The sequence below is a fragment of the Streptococcus sp. A34 genome, from assembly GCF_043674115.1.
GTDB lineage: Bacteria > Bacillota > Bacilli > Lactobacillales > Streptococcaceae > Streptococcus > Streptococcus suis_V.
In genome coordinates, this window is sequence record NZ_JBIMJM010000003.1 from 65,624 (window position 1) to 86,965 (window position 21,342).

Below are 21,342 nucleotides of genomic sequence, written 5' to 3' on the forward strand. Positions count from 1 at the left end.
TATACACTAAGTCAGTTTTCATTACTTTCTTTTTCGATCAATAGCAGAGCAGGCAAGCCCAAAACCATCGGCAGAAGGATATTCAGATTTGACAAATCAATCTGCCCAGTAGCCAGCCATTCTCCGAAAACATAGCCAACTGCGTACAAGCCAAGACCGATAAAGGAAGCAAGATAAATTTTCTTAAAGACTTTCATTGTTGATACCTCCATTTACATTAAATGAATGTGATTTTCTTACGATTGGCAAAGTAGCAACTAACAAATCCTACTAAGGTCAGAAGAACAACTGTCATGGGAGTGACAAACTGGAAATACTCTGCTGCAGATGTTCCACTTTCCTGTGGAATTTGTAACTGCCAGATACCAATACTAACCAGCAGACTGTATACTGCAATCTGTAAGGTTTGATACAGAGTTCGTTTCATCATTTTCTTCCGAGCCATTTTTACATCATCCTTGGCAACCATCAATTTATCCAGACCCAACTGTTTGATAATGGCGTCCTGTTTGAATTGAGAATAGACAAGTGTCAAAAAGAGGCTGATTCCCATGACATCTTCTCCCAGCGCAAAGCTAACTAGGAAGCTGACCAGTGTCACTGTCATAAAGAGCATATACATATTGTTGCCGAAATTGGTCAAGGCCGCATAAGACACCTCGTCTAACTCACCAACAATATCATAGAAATAACGAATTGCTCGAATGTGTAGATTTTCCTTTTTCATAACTATCACCTAAAACTCTTTCAAAAATTCTTATTTAAAATAACGTCGGACCATACGAACCTGCATGATATTGATGTAAATGTGAAGAAAGGCAACAACTAGAAAGGCTGTAATTTGTCGCTCCTGCAATAGCATGCTGAGTACAAATAGGAATAGATACAAACCTGGTAACACGATTTGATTCAAAGTGAAGACGATTTGGAAACTCATTTCGTAGTTTGCTTGTTTTTCACCTTCGTCCATCGCCTCAGCAAAGTCTTTCATTTCTTTCACCGTAGCAAAAGCGGACAACTTATAGTCACGAATTTTCTGAGTTAGTTTCACAATAAAAACCTGAGAGATGAGAAGGATAACATAGAAAACTACGTCAAGAATGGACCCATACATAACTGCACTCTCTTCTAAGAAAGTGACCCCGAATCCTAAAACCAAATTTAACAATGTCAATGATACAGCAACATTGAATGATATGGTCGCATATTCTAGATTTCGATACATTTTCATATATAGGTCATCAATCAACTCTTCATCCTCATCTGAAATAGAATGGTAAAGTTTATGAGTTTGATTAGCCTTAAGACCAAAATATACGGTTCCAGCGAAAATCAAAAACGTAAAGATACGCAAGCAAATTAGAAAGTTATCTAGATTGACAAAAGACGGCAATCCAAGCTTAGAACTCAATACTCCAAAAAAGCCACAAAATGCACCAAAGATAGCTCCTGAAAGTAAATAGATAAGATTCCTCACCCATCTTTGTTTTGTCGTTAATTGTTTCCCTTGTTTCATTCTTCTACCTCCACTAATTGAAAAACATTCTCCACATTTTCGTTAAAAATCTGTGCTATACGCATGGCAATGACCACCGAGGGCGTGTATTCTCCCCGCTCAATCAAGCTAATGGTCTGCCGTGATACTTCTGCTAATTTTGCCAACTCAGTCTGGTTGAGGCTATCCCGTGCCCGCAACTCCTTGAGCCGATTTTTTAAGACATATTCCATGAGTTTTCCTTTCTAGGCTTGGTAGATAATCAAGCCTGTTTCTGTGTCTTCGACAGCTATATTTCCCTCGGCAAACTTAACCAATAAAAGATAGGTATAGTAGAAATCGCCTGCACAAGCCGCTGCATGTATAGTAGCCAATATCAGATAAAGAGATACATCCATTCCCCCTAAGCTCGCTAGTATTGTCAAGCCTAGACTAATCACAACAAAGGGTGCTAGGGAAATCACCAACATTTGCATCCGATTGTAGAGGGAACCTGGACTGGTAGCATAAGCCATGCCCGATTTCCATTTAAACCCGTATTTGACAGGATTTTCAGGACAAAAAACCTTGAAGAAGATGCCGTGGATAGCCTCATGCACTACTATCAAAAGAGGAAATAGAACCATCCCTATCCATAACTCTGGTAAGGTAAGTGGCAAATTTTGTTCTACATTAGCCAACAAGGAAAAGGCTAACTTACCGAATAGAAGAGCAAATGGGAAAATTAGAACAGTCGAAAGAATATTCAATCCCCAAACAAACTTCTTATTTTCCATGATATTGACTTCATATAATTTCTTTTTTGCTTCCATTTTTCTTCTCCTTCTATTTCACCTAGCCCAAATTCCATAATCCTAGAGCAACTCCAATCAGTAAGCCGAATATAGTTGCCCCTGTAATCATAATCGCTGCCGTATCTGCTGAAATGTGTCGTTTCATAAGGTTTCTCCTATCTTTCCCTAGCTTTTGTCACTTTTTCTTGGGATTAACATGTTTTAAATAGAGCAACAGTGTCGCCATCAAAGGTGGAATTAAATAACTATCTTCATTCAAATTAAAGTCAAATCCTAGTAAGGCTAGAATTTTAAAGACCAAAATATTTATCAAAAAGAGTGCGAAAAACAGTAGGACTACTTTCATTCCATTTTTAACTGTCTTGTTCATTTTTCTTCTCCTTTTCTCTGCTGAGAGTGACATCTAAAAGAAGGAGAGAATTCATCATCATCAAGAGTATCATGGTATCTATCTCCCGACCAAATACGATGTTTTTAACTAAACTATAAATCAAATATAGTGCAACTAGAACCTGCACTCCTCGCACAACGCTTGTTCCTGTAATCAAAATTCCTTTTTTATTGTTATTGTTTTTCATAACGACCTCCAAGATCAATCAATACGCTTTTCTGTTTTCAATTCCTTATCCTAGAACCAGGCCGTCAAAGCCTGTCCAAACTCCAATCCAATGTGATAGAGAGTAAATATGATCTCTTTAATATCAATCAACGTAATAATAAGTAGAGCTAGAAGAACTTTCTCACGTTTGGTCCAATTATTGAAATTCACTTCAGATTTTGTAGGTGACATTTTTTTACTCATGATGATTTCCCGCTTTCTTTATTTTTACTTACTTTATTCTTTTCCCGTTTTTCTCTTTTCTGCCAGCTAGTTTCCACAAGTTCTCATCTGTCACTACGATGGCACAAATGGCAAGAACGACATGAGTATTATCCAACTGCTGCCACTTCATGATGTCAGCCAGCAGGACAAAAACTAGATAGGCAATTGCCAGTACTTGTACGAAGCGCGCAATGTGAAGATTGTTTAACTTTTTCATAATAGTTTCCTACTTTCTTTTTATATGATGATTTCGCTTTCATCTCTTATCTTGATATCATTGTAACACTTCTTTTTCTTTTTGACAAGTATATTTGTCAAAAAAATAATAAAAATTGTCAAAAAGTTTATGAAGATAGTCAAAATGTAGCTGATAATGGGCAATTAGACAAGCAAAAAAGCCCAAATGGGCTCGAATTTATAATTCTGATAAATACTTTCTCAAATCCTCATAGGTTGATGAAGGCAGGTGTACGCCGGGGTTAGCCACAATATAACTGGCGACACGATTGGCAAAGTCGAGCAACTGGTCCAAGGATTTTCCACTAGCTAATCCTGCCAATAGAGCGCCAACATGACTATCCCCCGCTCCCACCGCGTCTACCACTTGCGCTGGATAAGACCTTTGCTCATGCCATTGTCCATCGTAGGCCAAAGCTCCAGCCTCTCCTCTGGTTACCACCAGCGCTTGCCCGGTGCGTTCATTTAAGGTCTGCACAGCCTGCCTGATGTCAGTTTGACCTGATAATGTCAAAGCCTCTTGCTCATTGACATGGAGGATAGGAGACAAATCCAAGACTTGCTCCATGCGCTGCTTATCTATCAAATGTCCTCGCGGTCCCGGCGCAAAAATGAGCTGGGCAGGAATAGTTTCCAAACTGTCCACTAATGCCTGACCTGTTTCTTCCTCCACTTCTAAACCACAAACGTAAGCATAATCGTACTCCGATAAATCCAACTTGTCCAGCCAAGTGGGGTCAAAATGGTATTCCACACCATGGTCGGACAGAAAGGTCCGTTCTCCGTCGCTTTCGATAAAGCAGTAACAACAGCCGTTGGCTCTTTCCACTAAAACCCGTGGTTCAATTCCAATTTTTTCCAGCTCATTCCTGACAAAATGACCGTAAATGCCTGTCCCTACCGGTGAAATGAAATCATAGTCCACACCCATGTGGTGCAGGATATTGACCACATTGAAAGCACAACCGCCCAGAGACAGGACCTGTTTGTCAATATGCGCATCGCCTTGCCGCCCCGGTAACTGATCCAGATAAATCATCACATCACAAACGGTCGAACCGATTACCAAACATTTTCCCATAGCAAAACCTCCGCTATAGAGATAGTATAGCACAAAAACTCCCCTATCCAGAGATAAGAGAGTTTGAGAATGTTACAAATTTTCAGCGACAGCCTTCAACAAATCTGCAATCTTAGACGCATCGCTACCACCTGCCATGGCCATATCTGGCTTACCACCACCACGACCTGCTACGATTGGCGCAAGGACTTTGATGAGGTTTCCTGCATGTACATCGCTTGACTTACTTGCCACAAGGACATTGACCTTGTCGCCGATGGCCGCAACCAACACCAAGACATCCGAGTAGTCTTTCTGCTTCCAGTTGTCAGCGAAGGTACGGAGAGCACCTGCATCTGAAACTTGGACCTGGCTGGCAATGTAGCGAATGCCGTTAGCATCTTTGACATCTTTGAAGACATCTCCAGCAGCTGCTGCCGCTGCCTTTTCTTTAAGAGCTGCATTTTCTTTTTGCAAATCGCGGAGCTCCGCAGCCAGTGCCTCCACTTTTGTCGGCACTTGGTCGATTTGTGGCACCTTAAGAGTCTGTGCAACAGATTTGAGAGCATCCTCGCGGTCACGAAGAGCTAGGAAAGCTTCCTTGCCTGTCACCGCTAAAATACGGCGGGTACCTGAACCGATTCCCTCTTCTTTGACAATCTTGAAGAGACCGATTTCAGCTGTATTGCCAACGTGGGTACCGCCACAAAGCTCGATAGAATAGTCACCGATTGTAACCACACGGACCACTTTGCCATACTTCTCACCAAAGAGGGCCATGGCACCCATTTCTTTAGCCGTATCCACATCCGTTTCAACTGTGACAATATCCAAGGCTTCCCAGATTTTTTCATTGACTTCATTTTCAATGCGACGAAGTTCATCAGCTGTCACCGCTTCAAAGTGTGTGAAGTCAAAGCGGAGGAATCCTTCCTCGTTCAAGGAACCAGCCTGGATTGCATGCTCACCGATGACATTATGAAGGGCAGCATGGAGCAAGTGAGTTGCTGTGTGGTTTTTCTCAACGCCACGACGACGATTTGTGTCGATTTCAAGCGTGTAAGTTTGACCAAGAGAAATGCTGGCAGAGAGTTCTACGGTGTGCAATGGCTGACCATTCGGTGCTTTCTGCACATCCACAACTGTTGCAAGGACATCACCTGAAGCATTTTTAATCACACCACGGTCGGCAACCTGACCACCCATTTCTGCATAGAACGGGGTTTGGTCAAAGACAAGTAGGGCTTGACCTTCTGACACAGCTTCTGTCCGCTCATTGTGCGCGATAATGACTTCCAATTTGGCATCTAGGCTATTTTGTCCATAGACAAAGGTTGAGCTTTCGGTAATACCTGCCAGGGTTTCATTTTGCATACCCATTGAGCCACCTTTAACAACGGCGGCACGGGCACGGTCCTGCTGTTCCTTCATGGCAGCCTTGAAGCCTTCGTGGTCAATCTTGTAGCCAGCATCTTCTGCCAATTCCTCGGTCAATTCCACAGGGAAACCGTAGGTATCGTAGAGTTTGAAGATATCCTTACCTTCAAGAGTGTCCTTACCAGCTGCTTTCAAGTCAGCCAAAAGTTCCTCTAGGTGACCGCTGCCAGCATCAATGGTGCGAGCAAAGGTTTCTTCCTCACGTTTAACGATTTTCTCGATAAAGTCACGTTTTTCAAGCACTTCTGGGTAGTAGCTTTCCATGATATTGCCAACCGTTTCCACCAATTTGTACAAGAATGGCTCGGTGATGCCCAAACGGCGACCGTGCATGACCGCACGACGAAGCAAACGACGAAGGACATAACCACGACCTTCATTTCCTGGAAGAGCACCGTCACCGATGGCAAATGATAAAGCACGGATATGGTCTGCGATGACCTTGAAACTCATGTTATCACCATCTTGGTCATAAGTTTTGCCAGAAATCTTCTCTACCTCGCGAATGATTGGCAAGAAAAGGTCGGTTTCAAAGTTGGTCTTAGCCCCTTGGAAAATAGCTGCCAAACGCTCCAAACCTGCGCCCGTATCAATGTTTTTGTTTGGCAATTCCTTGTACTCTGAACGAGGAACAGCAGGATCAGCGTTGAATTGTGACAATACGATGTTCCAAATCTCGATATAACGGTCGTTTTCAATGTCTTCTTCCAGCAAACGAATGCCAATGTTTTCAGGGTCAAAATCTGTACCACGGTCGAAGAAAATTTCCGTATCTGGTCCAGAAGGTCCCGCACCGATTTCCCAGAAATTATCCTCGAGTGGAATGAGGTGACTTGGGTCTACACCAAGTGCAATCCAGCGGTTATAAGAATCCTTGTCATCTGGATAGTAGGTCATGTAGAGCTTATCCTTGTCAAAAGCAAACCATTCTGGACTGGTTAAGAGTTCAAAGCCCCACTCAATGGCCTCATCACGGAAATAATCCCCGATAGAGAAGTTCCCTAGCATTTCAAACATGGTGTGGTGGCGGGCTGTCTTACCAACATTTTCGATATCGTTGGTACGGATTGATTTTTGCGCGTTGGTAATCCGTGGATTTTCAGGAATGACAGATCCGTCGAAATATTTTTTCAGGGTCGCCACACCAGAGTTAATCCAAAGCAAAGTTGGGTCGTTAACTGGAACAAGATTGGCAGAAGGCTCAACAGAGTGGCCTTTTGATTTCCAGAAATCCAACCACATTTGACGAATTTGAGCAGAAGATAAATTTTTCATAATTAAGATACCAAGCCCGATTAGAAGGCGACTGAAAAATAGGAAACTGGCAGGAAATCCTTACTTCCTAGACAGTTTATTTTTTTCCGAACCTTCCGGGCGGGTTCAGTTAGACTGATTAACTGAACCATTCCTTTCGTTTTTTGTTTGTTTAATGATGTTTAGCTTGATGCAGATTCCAGCATCTCCACATAGTCAATGGCGATGACTAGGGAAATAACTAAATCAGCATAATCGTCGTGGTAAACTTTAACCGAATAATGAGAAGTTAGGTGAAAAAGTTCTTTGGAGATTTCAGCTACCAGCTGACCGTCGGCCGTCCGCAGTCGAAAATCCAAATCCCAGATATTGCCCTCAAGAGCTAGCCCCAGATTTTCCACCGAATATTTATCTCTAAAGAAAGTCAATTTCTGTTTCAGATAAAAGGAATGCCCGCTGGCCATGTCAATGGTAAATTGAGGTAGCCAGGTCAGGAATTTCTTGGTAATCTGACTGATTTCCTGGCCTTGGCTGTTTACAATAGTGAACCGCTTGGGAATTTCCAGGAAGGAACCCTGGACCTGATAGGCTAGATTGCCCTGACTATCCTGAATATCGAATTTTTCTCCACCAAAGGTGAACCGCTGTTTCACAAGAAATTCTTTCATGATAACCTCCAAAAAAATGACAAGAAACCAAACGAAGGGCGAAAAACCGCGGTACCACCTTCATTCAATGACTTGTCATTCTTCATTCAGAATCTGTATTCACAGGCAAGCTAACCTTGACTAAGGTACTAAGGTACTGAGCTCTGGATACAGGTTCTCACTATTCAATTGTGCTAACGAGTAGCAAGATGATTTACTCAGATGGCTCGCAACGACCGCCAATTTTCTGAACTGAGTGGATAACCATCCATTCTCGATAGATTATTTGTTTTCATCTTTCTTTTCTTCAGAGCTTGATGAAGCATCTGTCGAAGACGAAGCGTCTGTTGAAGATGAATTAACTTCAGATGGAATATACTGAGAAAGAATGTTTTGGAAGGCTGGGTCTTTGACCTTAACGTTAGCTGCTTTCAACTCTTCTGAAACAACAGTCGAAATGAAGGCTGCATCGTTTTGCTTAGCTGTAAGAATGACTTCTTTCAACTTGTCTTTGTATTCTTTCCAATCTTTTGCTTTTTCAGTTTTGCTTTCCAATTTTACAACATAGTAACTTGTTGTATAAGTTGTCGGGTCAACCACAGGGACGATAGACGCGCCAACTTGGCCATTGTCAAGTGCAAAGACTGCTTGTTGAACTTCTTTTGGCACTTCTGTTGAAGTAGAGTCAAACTTGACTTCTCCACCCTTGTCCTTAGTCTTGCTGTCTGCTGAATTATCCTTAGCCAATTGGGCGAAATCAGCACCGTCTTCCTGAGCTTTTGCCAAGATTTCTTTCGCCTTAGCTTCGTCTGTCAATTGGATGACACGCGCAGTTACTTCTGGCGTATAGTTTTCATAGGCAGCCTTATAGTTGTCATCTGTCAACTCTTTTTCTGCTGCTTGCTTAACAGCATATTCAACCAATTTATTGGTACGGATTTGTTGCTTATAGCTCTCTGTATTCAAGCCAGCTGATGCCAGGGCCTGCTGGAATGAATCACCATACTGCTCTGCCATTTTATCAAAAGCCTCAGTGACTTCCTTGTCTGATACCTTGTCTCCGTAATTTTCTTCAAATACTTCTGTAATCAGCATAGACAAGAGAACCTGCTGAGCATTTGGATTGTTTTTTACTTCGTCATAGAATTCCGAAACAGTAATGGTTTGCCCTTTTAAGCTGACAATATCCTTATCAGTTGATGAAGTACAAGCTGCTAGGGTAACTGCTGCTAACAATGTTACCGCACCAGCAATAATTTTTCTTGATTTCATTCGAAAATTAACACTCCTTCTTTCTTTAACCCATCCATTATACCATAAAATCTTATAAAATTCTTAAATATCATCTAGATTCAGCTCAACATTTTCCAAATTTTTACGGAGCATCAGGAGCCCATCACTGAGTGAAACAAGACTGGCTGTCAAATCTGGATTATCCAAGGTCGCATTGAAGAGTTTCTGTAAACCCTTGTAAATAGTCCGCTGACCACGACGCACTTCCATAATGTCCTTAGCCACATCGCCTCCCTGGAAAATATCATCGATGACAATGATACCACCCACCTTAACCTTCTTCAGAACTTCAGGCAAGAAAACGATATATTTGGACTTGGCAGAATCCATGAAAATAAAGTCATACTGGTCATCGGCCAGAGTTGGAAGTAACTCCATGGCCTCCCCTTCCAGCAAAGAAATCTGCTTGCGACTATCATACTTGGCAAAATTTTCTTTGGCTAGACCAATCATTTCCTCGTTGCGATCAATAGTCGTAATCTGAGCATTTGGACTATTTTCAGCCATCAAAAGGGCCGAAAATCCGATTGCTGTACCAATTTCAAGAATATTCTGCGGTTGCAGGGTCTGCAAGAGCAGGCGGAAAAAGGCTACCGTCTCATGTGGGATGACCGGAATATTTTCCTTCTGAGCAAAGACTTCGAGCTCTTTCAAAAATCCTCTATTCTGCGCCTGACGTGTCCGCATAAAGTCCACAATTTCTTCCTTGACAACAGGCCGGCGCATATTGTGGTTTGCGTTTTCTGAGTATGATTGTACCATGTTTCCAAGTATATCACACGCCCGAAATTCGGTCAAGAATAGCTATTTCACAAGAAAAAGACAGGCTAGAGCCCATCTTTCCATGCTTGTGATATTTTCAGAATGCGTGCTATTTGTTCAGCTGTTCTTTCCAGGTTCACTTCCGCTAAAGCCAGCGACTCCTCTAAGCTCGCTAATTTAGAGATAATGGGAAATGCGGCGCAGATATTTTCAAAAGGAAAATCAGGCAAATCGTCCGCAAGACTACCACATATAGCAACAACAGGTACTCCCTGCTTGACCCGGCGGGCAACACCAATCGGAGTCTTACCAGAAAGACTCTGTCGATCCAGACGGCCTTCACCAACTATCACCAGATTAGCCTGGCTAGCACGTTGTTCAAAATCCAGCTGATCCAGCACAAAGTCAATACCCGAATGAATTGTAGCGCCGGCAAAGGCACAAAGCCCTGCAGCCATACCGCCGCCCGCACCAGCTCCTTCCTTTTCAATCAAATCAGGATTAACGAGCTGATAAAAATCGTGCATCTCCTTATCAACTTGGGCAAACCTTTCCGGTGCCAATCCTTTTTGAGCTGCAAATACATAGGTCGCCCCATTCTGCCCGCACAAGGGATTGGTCACATCAGTGATTAAATCAATCTGAATAGCAGCACTATCAAATCCTGTATCGGGTTTGGAATAGCTGACCACCTTGCCCAAATTGGCCCCTATCGGCTCCAACTCCTGACCATCCTTATCGAAGAATTGAAATCCCAAGCCAGCCGCCATGCCCATTCCACCATCATGACTAGCGGAACCACCCACTCCAATCATAATTCGCTCCATACCGGCCTCAACCAGATGGACAATGAGCTCCCCCAGTCCTCTGGTCTGAATCTGTAATGGAGCCCGACTTTCTATTGGAATAGAAGCCAGACCCACAAGCTCAGCCATTTCAAACATGGCCAAACTTCCTTTTACCGCATATTGAACCTGAATGTTCTCCCCAAAAGGACCGGTAACCTGGGTTGATTGCCTGTTTAATCCCAAACTATGCACCAGGCTATCCAGTGTCCCCTCTCCTCCATCTCCAAGCGGCATCAAATCGTAGGAGGCTTCTGGAAATACCTTTGAAAATCCATATTTTATAACCCTAGCCACATCTGGAGCGGCCAAGGATTCCTTAAAAGAATCTGGCGCAATCAAAACATGCATCTAGCTGTCCTCCGAGCATCTACTCATTTTCGACTTGGAATTGAATCAAGTAATTCTTCTTATCCAGCTGACCGGTAAAGTTATCGCCGACTTTGATAAATGGTAACCTGTCTGTACTGTCTTCCGTCGCCTTAACCTTATAAATCTTGCCTTCCGACTGGATATAGTAGACCGTTGAGCCAGCAATCATCTGACTACCCAAGGCCTCGATTTTACCAGAGACAGTCTCGAGCTCTGCTGCCCCTTGTCCATCTGCTGTGCTTGCCAGACCTGACAAGCTAGAGGCATCTGCCCCGGATACCTGAGAAATCAAGGTTGCCACGTCATTGTTAACTGTCACCTGCTGGTAATCTTCGGCATCGACCAGGGCATAGGATTTTACTAGACCGGCGTCGTCCTTGAGAGAAACCAGGTAGTAGGCGGTGTCGGCTAGCTTGACCAGACTTGGTGCCGTTGCTTGGTAGCCTTTTTCTTGGACTTCTCCTTCAGCCGATTCTTGGGCGGCTGTCTCGGTTGCTGATGCCAGCTTGTAGTTGGTTATATCACGGGTCCGCATATTGACTAGAATAAAGCCCAGGTTAGATGAATCTGCTGTAGCTGAAGTAATCCCTGTGTAGAGATAGATATCCGAACCGATTGAAATATAGTTGTAGCTGTCAGTCGTATTTTTAACGCCGGTTTGGCTAAAGACCGTATTCCAGAAACCATTTTGATAAGTATAATGGTCATCAACACGGCTGATGACATTTTCGGCAGAGTAGACACGGTCCACCCATTCTGGAATGTCAGCTAAGCTATACCGCTTGCTTTCTCCTGTAACGGCATCTAGTACGATAGCACCTGTTGGGTCATTGGATGACAGACCGAATTTCGGTTGATAGATCGTAGCAATATAGTAGGGATTGCCCTGGTCGTCAACTTCAAAGGAGGGATTGCCAAAAATCGTGGTCGGATATTGAATTCGCAGATGACGCTTGGTATCATTGAACCAATATTCTGAATCGGAGAAATGCATGGCCTGTGCCAGCTTGGCAAGCTCTGCTTTTCCTGTCGTCTGGTTGACCTTGACATAGTAGCCAATCCCATCTTGGTGGTTGCTCAGCCATTTCCAAAAAGACTTATATTCCAAAGGCGACACGCGAAAAGGTTGCTGGCCAATGGTAATCTGGCGATAATCATCCGAAATACCGAACTGAGAAACCTTGTCTATGGTGCCTAGATAGGTATCTCCAATCTTCTCAGCTGATGCCCGATCCAGGAGAGCCAGTCTAGAAATATCTGTCTCTGGGAAATCCGCCTTGAAATCCGCATCCTGAACTGTGATGACACCAGCATAGTCCTTGGCACGGAAAATGCGAGTATTGAGAGCAGCGAGCAGGGTTAAGACAAGGACAATCCCCAGCAGCAGGCGACTAAACCAACGCAGATAGCTAGGTAGCCCGTTGGGCTTGAGCTGATAGGTGTCGACAGAACGATTGCGTCCAGAGATTTTTGTCACCTTCTGGACCATACCTCCTGCGGACGAGAAGACCAGTATCAACCAGACCAGCCCCAGTGATTGGAGCAAGAAGAACCAAAAACCCAGGCTCCAAATGTTGAGGGCTGGTAGATTGTACCAGTAGTATATAGCCATTTCTAGCACAAGAGCCAGCCAGGCTAATCCAATCAATTGTCTTTTCATAGAAATCTCCTCCATATCAATTCTAGTTATATTATAGCATATTTTCCCACTTGTGAAAGCGAAAACAATATTTTATTTCAGTTTTTCTCAGTCGCATCCATAGGGGAATTTTGATATAATGGAGCGATAGAAAAAGTGAAAAGGATAGAATATGAAACTCATCTCATGGAACATTGACTCCCTAAACGCGGCCCTGACTGCGGAATCGCCACGCGCCCTACTCTCGCGCGCTGTCATTGACACCTTAGTCGCTGAGGATGCAGACATCATCGCCATTCAGGAGACCAAGCTGTCTGACAAGGGACCGACCAAAAAGCATTTGGAAATTCTAGAAGGCTACTTCCCAGGCTATGCCAATACCTGGCGTTCTTCTGTAGAGCCTGCTCGTAAGGGCTACGCTGGCACCCTCTTCCTCTACAAAAACCACCTGACTCCTACCATTAGCTTCCCAGCAATCGGTGCTCCTACCACTATGGACTCTGAAGGGCGCATCATTACCCTGGAATTTGACGATTTCTACGTGACCCAGGTCTATACGCCAAATGCTGGCGATGGCTTGAAGAGATTGGCTGACCGCCAAATCTGGGACGTTCAGTATGCCGAATACCTATCACAGCTTGACAGCCAAAAGCCCGTCTTAGCAACAGGCGACTACAACGTTGCCCACAAAGAAATCGACCTGGCCAACCCAGCCAGCAACCGCCAGTCACCAGGATTTACCGATGAAGAGCGTGAGGGCTTTACAAACCTGCTTGCCAAAGGCTTCACCGACACCTTCCGTTACCTGCATGGTGACGTCCTCAACGCCTATACCTGGTGGGCGCAACGCAGCCGTACCAGCAAAATCAACAACACAGGCTGGAGAATCGACTACTGGTTGGTTAGTGACCGTATCGCTGACAAGGTGACCAAGTCGGCTATGATTGACTCAGGTGCTCGCCAAGACCACACACCAATTGTGATGGAAATAAGCATTTAATTTTTAGTTTATTAGATAATTCAAACCCGGCAAATGCTGGGTTTTTAAATGTATCTGATTTGAAAACGATTACTTTTTGTGGTATAATAAATATATAGATATCATTAAAGGAGGAAACATGAATAACAAGAAAATCGAACGAAAATCACTCACTGTATCAGCTATCGTCAACGGACTTAGCGGAACCGCTGGAGTGGCAGTCTATATCATCACTGGCATGAATGCCCTGCTCCTGGATGGCGTATTCTCACTGATTGCTTTCATATCATCTCTAGTCGCATTCTATATTTCAAAAAATAGCCACAAGAAAACAGCAACCTTTCCGCAGGGACTTTACTTTTTAGAACCTCTCTACGCCATTATGAAATCACTGGCGACCCTGCTCTTACTATTGTTTGCTGTCCTCGAAACCAGTGCAACAGCCTTTGCCTATTTTGTCAATGGCATTGGAAATCAGATGACCACAGGGCCTGTTATCCCTTATTCAGTTACGATGTTTTTCGTCTGTATTGCCCTTTATCTCTACAATCTCCACATGAGCGCCAAACTCAACCACATGTCAACGATCATTTTGGCAGAGGCAAAAGGAAATTTGGTCGACGGGCTCATCTCAGGGGCCATTGGCTTGGCAATCCTACTGCTATTCTTTGTCCCAATCAATGGACCGCTTGGATTTCTCCACTACACCGGTGACTTTTTCCTGACTGTGGCCTTGGCTTTGATTTCCTTTAAGGAGCCTTGGAATGGTCTCCTAACTGCCTTCAAGGAACTGGCCAACGGAACAACCCATGTGCCTGAAATCCATGAATCCATCTATCAAATTCTTGGTTCTTATCTTGACGAAGATGCTCAAGATATAGATATTCACATCTTCAAACAAGGTATGAACATCCGGGTAAAAATCAATCTGCACGATGTAGAACACCAGTTAGTGCAACAATTGCTGGCTGAAAAACCACAGATGCTCTATCTCCTGCAAAAACAGCATGAGTACATCTCAGTTGAATATGCTTTATAAGAAAAAATCTCGGCCTAGAAACCGAGATTTTCGTATGGTGTCTTGTAACCAATCTGAAGAATTTTCCCATCCTGAATGAGCAAGGGGCGCTTAATCAACATACCATCATTGGCCAACAAATCCAAGGCCTCATCAACCGTCAAGTCTGCAAACCTGTCTTTCAAACCCAATTCGCGATAGCTGTTGCCCGATGTATTGAAATACTTTTTCAACTCCAATCCAGTCGCATCCATCCACTCTTTCAATTGAGCAGCCTTGGGCGGTGTTGCCTTGATGTCGATAGCTTCAAATTCTAGACCCAGTTTTTTGAGTTCAGCCTTAGCTGCCCGACAGGTTGAACATTTTGGATATTCGTAAAATAAAATCATTTCCTCACCTCAAAATACGGATTTTCATGTTGCAGGAGCCAAATTTTTCTATCCAAGCCCCCAGCATAGCCAGTCAACTTCATGTCACTTGACAGAACACGGTGACAGGGAATGATGATAGACAAGGGATTTCTTCCCACTGCTCCGCCGATTGCCTGACCTGATTGGATGTCCAAGGCCTTGGCAATCTGACCGTAGCTTGTCGTCTGACCTACAGGAATTTCTTGTAAAATTCTCCAGACCTTCATTTGAAAATCCGTCCCTCGTAAATCCAGTGGCAATTGGCTAAAGTCAGGGAATTTTCCAGCAAAATACTCTGCCAACAAGCGTGCTGCCTGGTCCAAATGAGGATGAGGTGTGAGAGAAATTTCCTCTGCCACTCCCCTCTCAAAATACTTCTGACCATGAAACCAAGCCCCTACCAAGCCCTGGTCACTCGCAATCAAAGAAATGGGGCCAAGGGGACTAGTGTAGATTTGTTTGTATAGCATTATTTATGTTTAATGACACGAACCTTGATAATAGCATCCAGGTCTTCAAACTTAGCCACCAGGCTGTCAATTTTAGACTTATCTGACTCGTCTAAATCCAGCAAGGTATAAGCATAGTCACCCTTAGAACGGTTGATGATATTGTCGATGTTAATCCCTAGCTCAGACACAGCTGTCGTGATTGTCGCCACAATATTTGGCACATTTTTGTTGATCAAGGTAATGCGATACGGTGCATCGAGGAATTGCTTAACATTCGGGAAGTTGACAGAGTTGATAATCTCACCCGTCTCCATAAATTGACGAATGGTCTGACCAGCCGCAATGGCACAGTTGAGCTCCGCCTCCTCGGTCGATCCACCAACGTGCGGAAAGACTGTAATGTGCGGTTTGTTGAGGACCTCTTCTGTACCAAAGTCCGTCACATAGTTTTTAACAACACCTGCATCAATCGCCTCAAACAAATCAGCGTTGTTGACCAATTCACCACGGGCAAAATTGACCAAGGTAACCCCTTTTTTCATGAGAGCAAAGCTGTCTGCATTGAAGAGCTCACGAGTCTTGTCAGTCAATGGCACATGAACGGTGATGTAGTCTGACTGGGTAAAGATTTCCTTCAAATCATCCACGCGCTTGACGTGGCTAGAAATGGTCCAGGCTGTCTCAACAGACACATACGGATCGTAACCAAGGACATTCATACCTAGACGACGGGCATCATTTGCAATACGAGCACCGATAGCACCCAGACCGATGACACCGAGTGTCTTGCCAGAAATCTCTGTCCCAGCAAACTGCTTTTTACCTGCCTCGACCTGCTTTGGCACATCGTCGCCAGACAGGGTATTGGTCCAGGTAGTCGCACCGATATAATCACGAGCAGACAGGAGAATAGAGGCGATAACCGCTTCTTTTACCGCATTGGCATTGGCACCTGGGGTATTGAAGACCACAATCCCTTTTTCAGTTGCCACATCAATTGGAATATTGTTTGTACCAGCACCAGCACGGGCAATAGCCTTGAGATTTTCTGGAAAATCAAAGCCATGCAGGTTTTCAGAACGGATGATAAAGGCATCAGGATTGCCTGCCTGATCCCCATCTATCTGGAAACGATTGCCCAGTTCCTTGAGACCAACCTGGTTGATATTATTAAAAGTTCTAACGCTAAATACCATTTTTTTACCAAAAAGGCGGATTAGCTTCCGCCCTACTTTCATTGTTTAATTTGAGTTTAGGAGCCAACGGTCATCTTCATTCACCTCTTGATATAGACTGCGTTCGCTCTTGTGTTTGATTTTTTGATAGGCCAGGCGTTCCCCGTCAATGGGAACCTTGCCACAATAGACATAGCCCAACTTCAGCAAGATATGTTGCATAGCCTTATTTTGCTCGTGGGTATCACAACGGAAGTCTGGTCCCTTCTGGCCTTCAATCAAGCCCTGCAAGAAAGTCTGACAAAACTTTTGACCACGAACACTGGCTGACACTGCCACACGATGAAAGGTCGTATAGACTGGATTATTGTGCTGCCATTTGCCGTCATAGATTGCCTCATAGGCCTCTTCCTGACCAGGATGCACCGCTGCATAAGCCACAATCTTGCCATCTACCAAGCCCACATAACCCTTACCAGATAAGATATCCTCGATTGCCTCACTCGCGCTTGGATACTCTCCCTGCCATTGGTCAATGCCAGAGGCCGCTAAGTAAGCTCGTGCCTCTTGAAAAATTGCTTCGATGGCCCCGACTTCATTGGGATGTGCCAGACGGATTTCCATTAGGCATTCTCCGCAGCAAATTTCTTCATGAAGTCAATCAAGTCTACAACGCCTTGACGTGGGAAGGCATTATACAAGGAAGCACGCATGCCACCAACGGAACGGTGACCCTTGATGTTCTTAAAGCCAGCTGCCGTTGCTTCTTTGACAAACTTAGCATCCAATTCTTCGCTTGGTGATACAAATGGAATGTTGGCCACTGAGCGCTGTTCCTTGATGCGAACAGGGTTGGTATAGAAAGCAGACTGGTCAATGTAATCGTAGAGCAGACCAGCTTTTTCGCGGTTGATTTTTTCCATTTCATCAACGCCACCGATTTCTTTGACCCATTCAAAGACAAGTTTTGAAATGTAGATAGAGTAAGCTGGCGGTGTATTGTAAAGTGACTCATTGTCTGCTTGGATACGGTAGTCCAGCATGCTTGAAAGTACTGGCTCGTCGTTGAGGAAATCTTCACGGACGATAACTACTGTCACACCTGCAGGGCCTATATTTTTCTGAGCACCTGCATAAATCATGGCAAAATCTTCCACATTATAGCGAGCTGCCAAGATGTTTGACGACATGTCACCAATCACAGGTACACCATTGGTATCTGGAATATCATAAACTGCAGTTCCTTCAATTGTATTGTTGGTAGTCAAATGCACATAGGCTGCATTTGGGTCGATGTCATTTTTGTCAAATATAGGCAATTCTGCATAGGTAATTTCCTCAGAAGAACCCAGCAAAATTGGCTCAAAGTCAATAGTTTTAGACAGCTTGACAGCTTCAGTATAGGCTTTTTTCCCCCATGAACCACCAGCCAAATAGTAGGCTTTCTTGCCCTTAGCAAAATTGAGCGGAATCATGGTAAATTCAAGGGATGCACCACCCTGCAAGAAAATAACCTTATAGTTATCTGGAATAGCCATCAGCTCGCGCAGGGTCGCCTCAGCACCTTTAATAATATCGTCGAAATCCTTGGAGCGATGGGACATCTCCAACACACTCATTCCCGAACCATTGTAATCCAAAAATTCAGCTTGTGCCTTTTCCAGCACTGGTTTTGGCAAGACTGCAGGACCTGCAGAAAAGTTGTAGATTGTCATAAAATCCCTCCAAATTAAGATGAGCCTATTATACCACATGAAAATGAAATTTCACCATTATTTTCCATTTTTAGTGACTAAATATTCGGTTTATCATCAAATTTTTCCGAAAAATTTCATATATTATTCTGAAATAAACTTGTTTTTATACATTTTTCTAAAATTATATTATAAAAAGACCAGCCTAAGCCAGTCCATGATAGAGGTCATATACTTCTTGTTTTTTTAGTTGATAGCGTTTGGCAACTTCTTTAATAGCTTGATTTGGTTTGCGACCTACTGCGATTTCTGCCTCAACTTCCGCTACCAAATCGACCTGGTCTACGGAAGGAATTTCCTCATCGCTAGCTCCAGCTACAATAATCAAGCATTCGCCTTTGAGGGGATTATCTGCTAGAAAATCCAATAATTCTGAAATGGTCCCACGTTGGTATTCTTCGTAAAGCTTGGTCAATTCACGAACGACCGTCACCTGACGATCTCCGTAGACAGCGAGCATATTTTCCAAGGTATCAGCCACACGATAGGGAGATTCGTAGAAAATCTGTGTTTCTGGATACTGTAGCTTTTGCTGGAAAAATTCCTTTTGCTGACCTGATTTTCGCGGTAAGAAGCCATAAAAAATATGAGGCTGTGGAGCTATTCCTGATCCAATTAAAGCTGTGATCCCAGCCGAGGCACCAGGCAGGGCAATGACCGGAATATCCTCCGCAATAGCAGCCTTAACCAAATCATGACCCGGGTCTGAAATAGACGGTAGGCCTGCATCCGAAACCTGGGCCAAGGATTGACCTGATTTAAGCAAATTTATCAGCCCAGGAATTTTTTCATGGGCATTATACTCGTGAAAAGAGGTCTGCTTGGTTTCAATTTCGAACTGCTTTAGGAGAAGTCCTGTATTGCGCGTGTCCTCAGCTGCAATCAGATCAACATTTTTCAGCGTGTCAATAGCCCGCAAGGTCATATCTTGCAGGTTACCAATCGGTGTCGGTACCAGGTAAAGACTGCCGTAAGCTGTTTGTCCCTTAAATGATTTTTGTAGTTTCATCTTACTCTCGATTCAATATGACATCACAGAACATACATGGTTCATCATTGTCCCGACGTTGACCGTAGAAGTCATTGCAAATATGGAAACCATCCAAATATATAGCCTCCAGATTGCCTAGACTTGAATGCGTCGCCCTATTTTCAGTAGCAATCTCTTTCTTCAAACGTTCACGAATCTTGGCATTTTCCAATCGCAAAGCTGTATTTTCATCAATCACAGCCTGGAGATTTTTCTTAATTGATTCTACCTCAGCAAGAGTCTCAAATAAATTCTGCGAGAACCCATCCAAGGCATGAAAAATATCTTTTTTATCCATCTTATACTTTCTATTCTAACTAAGAGTGAGGTATTCTAGGCAATTTTGCAGACTAACATTAGACTGCCACATTTTCTTCACCGTCAGCAATGAATCCAGCCTATCACGCGCATCCACTTTGTCCAGATTCTCTGCCAAAAGGATAGTCAGTAAATCCAGCAATTGACCCTGCTCCACTTTTTCAGGCACAAGCCCCACCAGGGTTCCCGCCTGTAAATAAGCCAGATTGGGCTGCTCCTGCAGGAGGTCAATGAACTTTCTCGCCTGGACCAAGGCCTCCAAAAAGGACTTGTTTTTAGCTAGCTTTTGAGCTTCATCTTGACTGGAAACCAGCTGAGCCAATAAACTAGCCTGGGTCTTTAGCAAACCAGATTCTTCTAAGATGCGTTCCAAAAGCGCCAGATTCTTGGGAAATTGGACAATCTGTGTCCGACTTTTGATGGTTGGCAACACTGCTTCCAATTGATTGGTCAACAGAAAAATGTAGATTTCTGACTGGGGTTCTTCTATGACCTTCAAGAGCGAATTGGCTGCATTGACGTGCATCTTCTCCGCATCCTTGATAATAAAGACCTGTTTCGATGATTCAAAACCAGATTGAGAAAAATTCTTCACGATTTCGCGGACCGCATCCGTCTTTATGGTATTGCCCTGGGGTGATAATATGGTCACGTCCGAAAATTCCTGGCTCTCAATCAAACGGCAGGTCCGACACATTTCGCAGGGAAGGGAGTCTGTCTTTTCCGTACAGAAAATAGCCTTGGCCAAAAACAGGGCCATTTCAAAATTCCCAAAATCACCAGAAAACAGATAGGCGTGTGCCAGATGGCTCCCTTGTAAAATATGAACGAAATCTTCAATCAGTTTCGGCTGCAAGTTGCTTAAATTCTTATAATTCATTTGCTTTCAATAGTCGCTCTTGGATGATACCGAGCGCGTCCTGGACAACAGCCTCTAGGGGCTGGCTGGCATCAATTTTGACAAACCGCTCTGGTTCTTTTTCTAAAATGGCCAAATAGCCTTGTCGGACCCGTCTGTGCATGTCCGCTTTTTCCATATCCAACCGGTCCACATCGCGTTCAGCATTGCGGGCGATTCTTGCCAGCCCTTCTTCGGCATCTATGTCGAAATAGAGGGTCAAATCGGGCTTGACTCCATCCGTCGCATAGTGATTGAGCCAGTCAATATCGGCAATATCTAGACCACGACCATGTCCCTGATAGGCCACTGAAGAATCAATAAAGCGGTCAATAATGACCATCTTCCCTTCTTGGAGTGGTGGCAAGACTTTCTCAACCAAATGCTGTCTCCTAGCAGCAATGAACAGCAGGAGTTCCGTTTTATGATCCATGGCTGTATTGGCCGGATCAAGAATGATTTTCCGGATGTCTTCTGCGATGGCAACTCCACCCGGTTCTCTAGTAGTAATCACTTCCAGACCAAGTACCTGTAATTTAGGCAAGAGCTCTTGCAAGACCGTTGTCTTTCCAGCCCCATCTGGTCCCTCAAATGTAATAAAATGACCTTTTTCCATGATTACCACCTTTTTCATTGTTCTCATTATTGTA

The 21,342-nt window shown here is 43.8% G+C and carries 26 protein-coding genes; 2 read left to right on the forward strand and 24 right to left on the reverse strand.

The window, feature by feature from the left end; translation table 11 throughout:
• Window positions 1-11: 11 nt before the first annotated feature.
• The 15 genes from ACHBGV_RS01640 to ACHBGV_RS01710 all read right to left on the reverse strand — a co-directional run bounded on the left by ACHBGV_RS01640 (window position 12) and on the right by ACHBGV_RS01710 (window position 12,679).
• A complete protein-coding gene (locus ACHBGV_RS01640) occupies window positions 12-197 on the reverse strand; it encodes a hypothetical protein (protein WP_105111439.1) in 186 nt (61 codons plus the stop codon).
• A 20-nt stretch (window positions 198-217) separates the two neighbouring features.
• Complete coding sequence (locus ACHBGV_RS01645) at window positions 218-727, reverse strand: DUF3278 domain-containing protein (protein ID WP_105111438.1); 510 nt, start codon at window positions 725-727, stop codon at window positions 218-220.
• Window positions 728-757: 30 nt separating this feature from the next.
• The gene (locus tag ACHBGV_RS01650) at window positions 758-1,516 is read right to left on the reverse strand and encodes a DUF3169 family protein (protein WP_105111437.1); all 759 of its coding nucleotides are present in this window, start codon (window positions 1,514-1,516) and stop codon (window positions 758-760) included.
• Window positions 1,513-1,728: a helix-turn-helix transcriptional regulator gene (locus tag ACHBGV_RS01655; protein WP_004299042.1), complete on the reverse strand. Its 216-nt coding sequence runs from the start codon at window positions 1,726-1,728 to the stop codon at window positions 1,513-1,515. The genes ACHBGV_RS01650 and ACHBGV_RS01655 overlap by 4 nt, the downstream gene beginning before the upstream one ends.
• Before the next feature lie 12 nt (window positions 1,729-1,740).
• Window positions 1,741-2,307 (reverse strand): DUF3267 domain-containing protein, encoded by a 567-nt coding sequence (locus ACHBGV_RS01660; RefSeq protein ID WP_394735517.1) that lies wholly within the window; start codon window positions 2,305-2,307, stop codon window positions 1,741-1,743.
• A 157-nt stretch (window positions 2,308-2,464) separates the two neighbouring features.
• Window positions 2,465-2,659 (reverse strand): hypothetical protein, encoded by a 195-nt coding sequence (locus ACHBGV_RS01665; protein ID WP_394735518.1) that lies wholly within the window; start codon window positions 2,657-2,659, stop codon window positions 2,465-2,467.
• Window positions 2,643-2,867: a hypothetical protein gene (locus ACHBGV_RS01670; protein ID WP_105122178.1), complete on the reverse strand. Its 225-nt coding sequence runs from the start codon at window positions 2,865-2,867 to the stop codon at window positions 2,643-2,645. The genes ACHBGV_RS01665 and ACHBGV_RS01670 overlap by 17 nt, the downstream gene beginning before the upstream one ends.
• Window positions 2,868-3,119: 252 nt before the next feature.
• Window positions 3,120-3,329 (reverse strand): hypothetical protein, encoded by a 210-nt coding sequence (locus ACHBGV_RS01675; RefSeq protein ID WP_105122177.1) that lies wholly within the window; start codon window positions 3,327-3,329, stop codon window positions 3,120-3,122.
• Between the two features lie 198 nt (window positions 3,330-3,527).
• A complete protein-coding gene (locus ACHBGV_RS01680) occupies window positions 3,528-4,430 on the reverse strand; it encodes a carbohydrate kinase family protein (protein ID WP_105122228.1) in 903 nt (300 codons plus the stop codon).
• A gap of 72 nt (window positions 4,431-4,502) precedes the next feature.
• Window positions 4,503-7,121 carry an alanine--tRNA ligase gene (gene alaS / locus ACHBGV_RS01685; protein ID WP_394735519.1) on the reverse strand — a complete coding sequence of 873 codons (2,619 nt, stop codon included), beginning with the start codon at window positions 7,119-7,121 and terminating at the stop codon, window positions 4,503-4,505.
• A gap of 161 nt (window positions 7,122-7,282) precedes the next feature.
• Window positions 7,283-7,768, reverse strand: coding sequence for an LURP-one-related/scramblase family protein (locus ACHBGV_RS01690; RefSeq protein WP_105122175.1), 486 nt, complete (start codon window positions 7,766-7,768; stop codon window positions 7,283-7,285).
• A gap of 261 nt (window positions 7,769-8,029) precedes the next feature.
• On the reverse strand, window positions 8,030-9,019 hold the full coding sequence (prsA, locus tag ACHBGV_RS01695; protein ID WP_105122174.1) for a peptidylprolyl isomerase PrsA: 990 nt from the start codon (window positions 9,017-9,019) through the stop codon (window positions 8,030-8,032).
• A 63-nt stretch (window positions 9,020-9,082) separates the two neighbouring features.
• Window positions 9,083-9,802 carry an O-methyltransferase gene (locus tag ACHBGV_RS01700; protein ID WP_105122173.1) on the reverse strand — a complete coding sequence of 240 codons (720 nt, stop codon included), beginning with the start codon at window positions 9,800-9,802 and terminating at the stop codon, window positions 9,083-9,085.
• 65 nt (window positions 9,803-9,867) lie between these two features.
• Window positions 9,868-10,998: a glycerate kinase gene (locus ACHBGV_RS01705; protein ID WP_394735520.1), complete on the reverse strand. Its 1,131-nt coding sequence runs from the start codon at window positions 10,996-10,998 to the stop codon at window positions 9,868-9,870.
• A gap of 19 nt (window positions 10,999-11,017) precedes the next feature.
• Window positions 11,018-12,679 (reverse strand): hypothetical protein, encoded by a 1,662-nt coding sequence (locus ACHBGV_RS01710; protein ID WP_394735521.1) that lies wholly within the window; start codon window positions 12,677-12,679, stop codon window positions 11,018-11,020.
• Between the two features lie 151 nt (window positions 12,680-12,830).
• Between ACHBGV_RS01710 and ACHBGV_RS01715 the strand changes: the two genes are divergently transcribed.
• Both ACHBGV_RS01715 and ACHBGV_RS01720 read left to right on the forward strand, forming a co-directional pair.
• On the forward strand, window positions 12,831-13,658 hold the full coding sequence (locus ACHBGV_RS01715) for an exodeoxyribonuclease III (RefSeq protein WP_172095951.1): 828 nt from the start codon (window positions 12,831-12,833) through the stop codon (window positions 13,656-13,658).
• A gap of 118 nt (window positions 13,659-13,776) precedes the next feature.
• Window positions 13,777-14,676, forward strand: coding sequence for a cation transporter (locus ACHBGV_RS01720; protein WP_105160045.1), 900 nt, complete (start codon window positions 13,777-13,779; stop codon window positions 14,674-14,676).
• Between the two features lie 14 nt (window positions 14,677-14,690).
• Here ACHBGV_RS01720 and ACHBGV_RS01725 read toward each other — a convergent pair whose 3' ends face one another.
• The 9 genes from ACHBGV_RS01725 to tmk all read right to left on the reverse strand — a co-directional run bounded on the left by ACHBGV_RS01725 (window position 14,691) and on the right by tmk (window position 21,308).
• On the reverse strand, window positions 14,691-15,044 hold the full coding sequence (locus ACHBGV_RS01725) for an arsenate reductase family protein (protein ID WP_394732043.1): 354 nt from the start codon (window positions 15,042-15,044) through the stop codon (window positions 14,691-14,693).
• The gene (locus tag ACHBGV_RS01730; protein ID WP_161948215.1) at window positions 15,041-15,538 is read right to left on the reverse strand and encodes a methylated-DNA--[protein]-cysteine S-methyltransferase; all 498 of its coding nucleotides are present in this window, start codon (window positions 15,536-15,538) and stop codon (window positions 15,041-15,043) included. The genes ACHBGV_RS01725 and ACHBGV_RS01730 overlap by 4 nt, the downstream gene beginning before the upstream one ends.
• Window positions 15,535-16,713, reverse strand: coding sequence for a phosphoglycerate dehydrogenase (locus ACHBGV_RS01735; RefSeq protein WP_172022995.1), 1,179 nt, complete (start codon window positions 16,711-16,713; stop codon window positions 15,535-15,537). Before ACHBGV_RS01735 ends, ACHBGV_RS01730 begins: the two co-directional genes overlap by 4 nt.
• Window positions 16,714-16,758: 45 nt before the next feature.
• Window positions 16,759-17,316 carry a GNAT family N-acetyltransferase gene (locus ACHBGV_RS01740; protein WP_257104422.1) on the reverse strand — a complete coding sequence of 186 codons (558 nt, stop codon included), beginning with the start codon at window positions 17,314-17,316 and terminating at the stop codon, window positions 16,759-16,761.
• Entirely contained in the window at window positions 17,316-18,407 is a 1,092-nt protein-coding gene (gene serC, locus ACHBGV_RS01745; RefSeq protein ID WP_257117790.1) for a 3-phosphoserine/phosphohydroxythreonine transaminase, read from the reverse strand. The genes ACHBGV_RS01740 and serC overlap by 1 nt, the downstream gene beginning before the upstream one ends.
• Before the next feature lie 184 nt (window positions 18,408-18,591).
• On the reverse strand, window positions 18,592-19,455 hold the full coding sequence (gene rsmI, locus ACHBGV_RS01750) for a 16S rRNA (cytidine(1402)-2'-O)-methyltransferase (protein ID WP_105111419.1): 864 nt from the start codon (window positions 19,453-19,455) through the stop codon (window positions 18,592-18,594).
• A 1-nt stretch (window position 19,456) separates the two neighbouring features.
• Window positions 19,457-19,774 (reverse strand): DNA replication initiation control protein YabA, encoded by a 318-nt coding sequence (gene yabA / locus ACHBGV_RS01755; protein WP_105111418.1) that lies wholly within the window; start codon window positions 19,772-19,774, stop codon window positions 19,457-19,459.
• 15 nt (window positions 19,775-19,789) lie between these two features.
• Complete coding sequence (locus ACHBGV_RS01760; RefSeq protein WP_394735522.1) at window positions 19,790-20,674, reverse strand: DNA polymerase III subunit delta'; 885 nt, start codon at window positions 20,672-20,674, stop codon at window positions 19,790-19,792.
• Window positions 20,664-21,308, reverse strand: a complete 645-nt coding sequence (gene tmk, locus ACHBGV_RS01765; RefSeq protein WP_172067921.1) for a dTMP kinase — start codon at window positions 21,306-21,308, stop codon at window positions 20,664-20,666. Before tmk ends, ACHBGV_RS01760 begins: the two co-directional genes overlap by 11 nt.
• Window positions 21,309-21,342 lie beyond the last annotated feature (34 nt).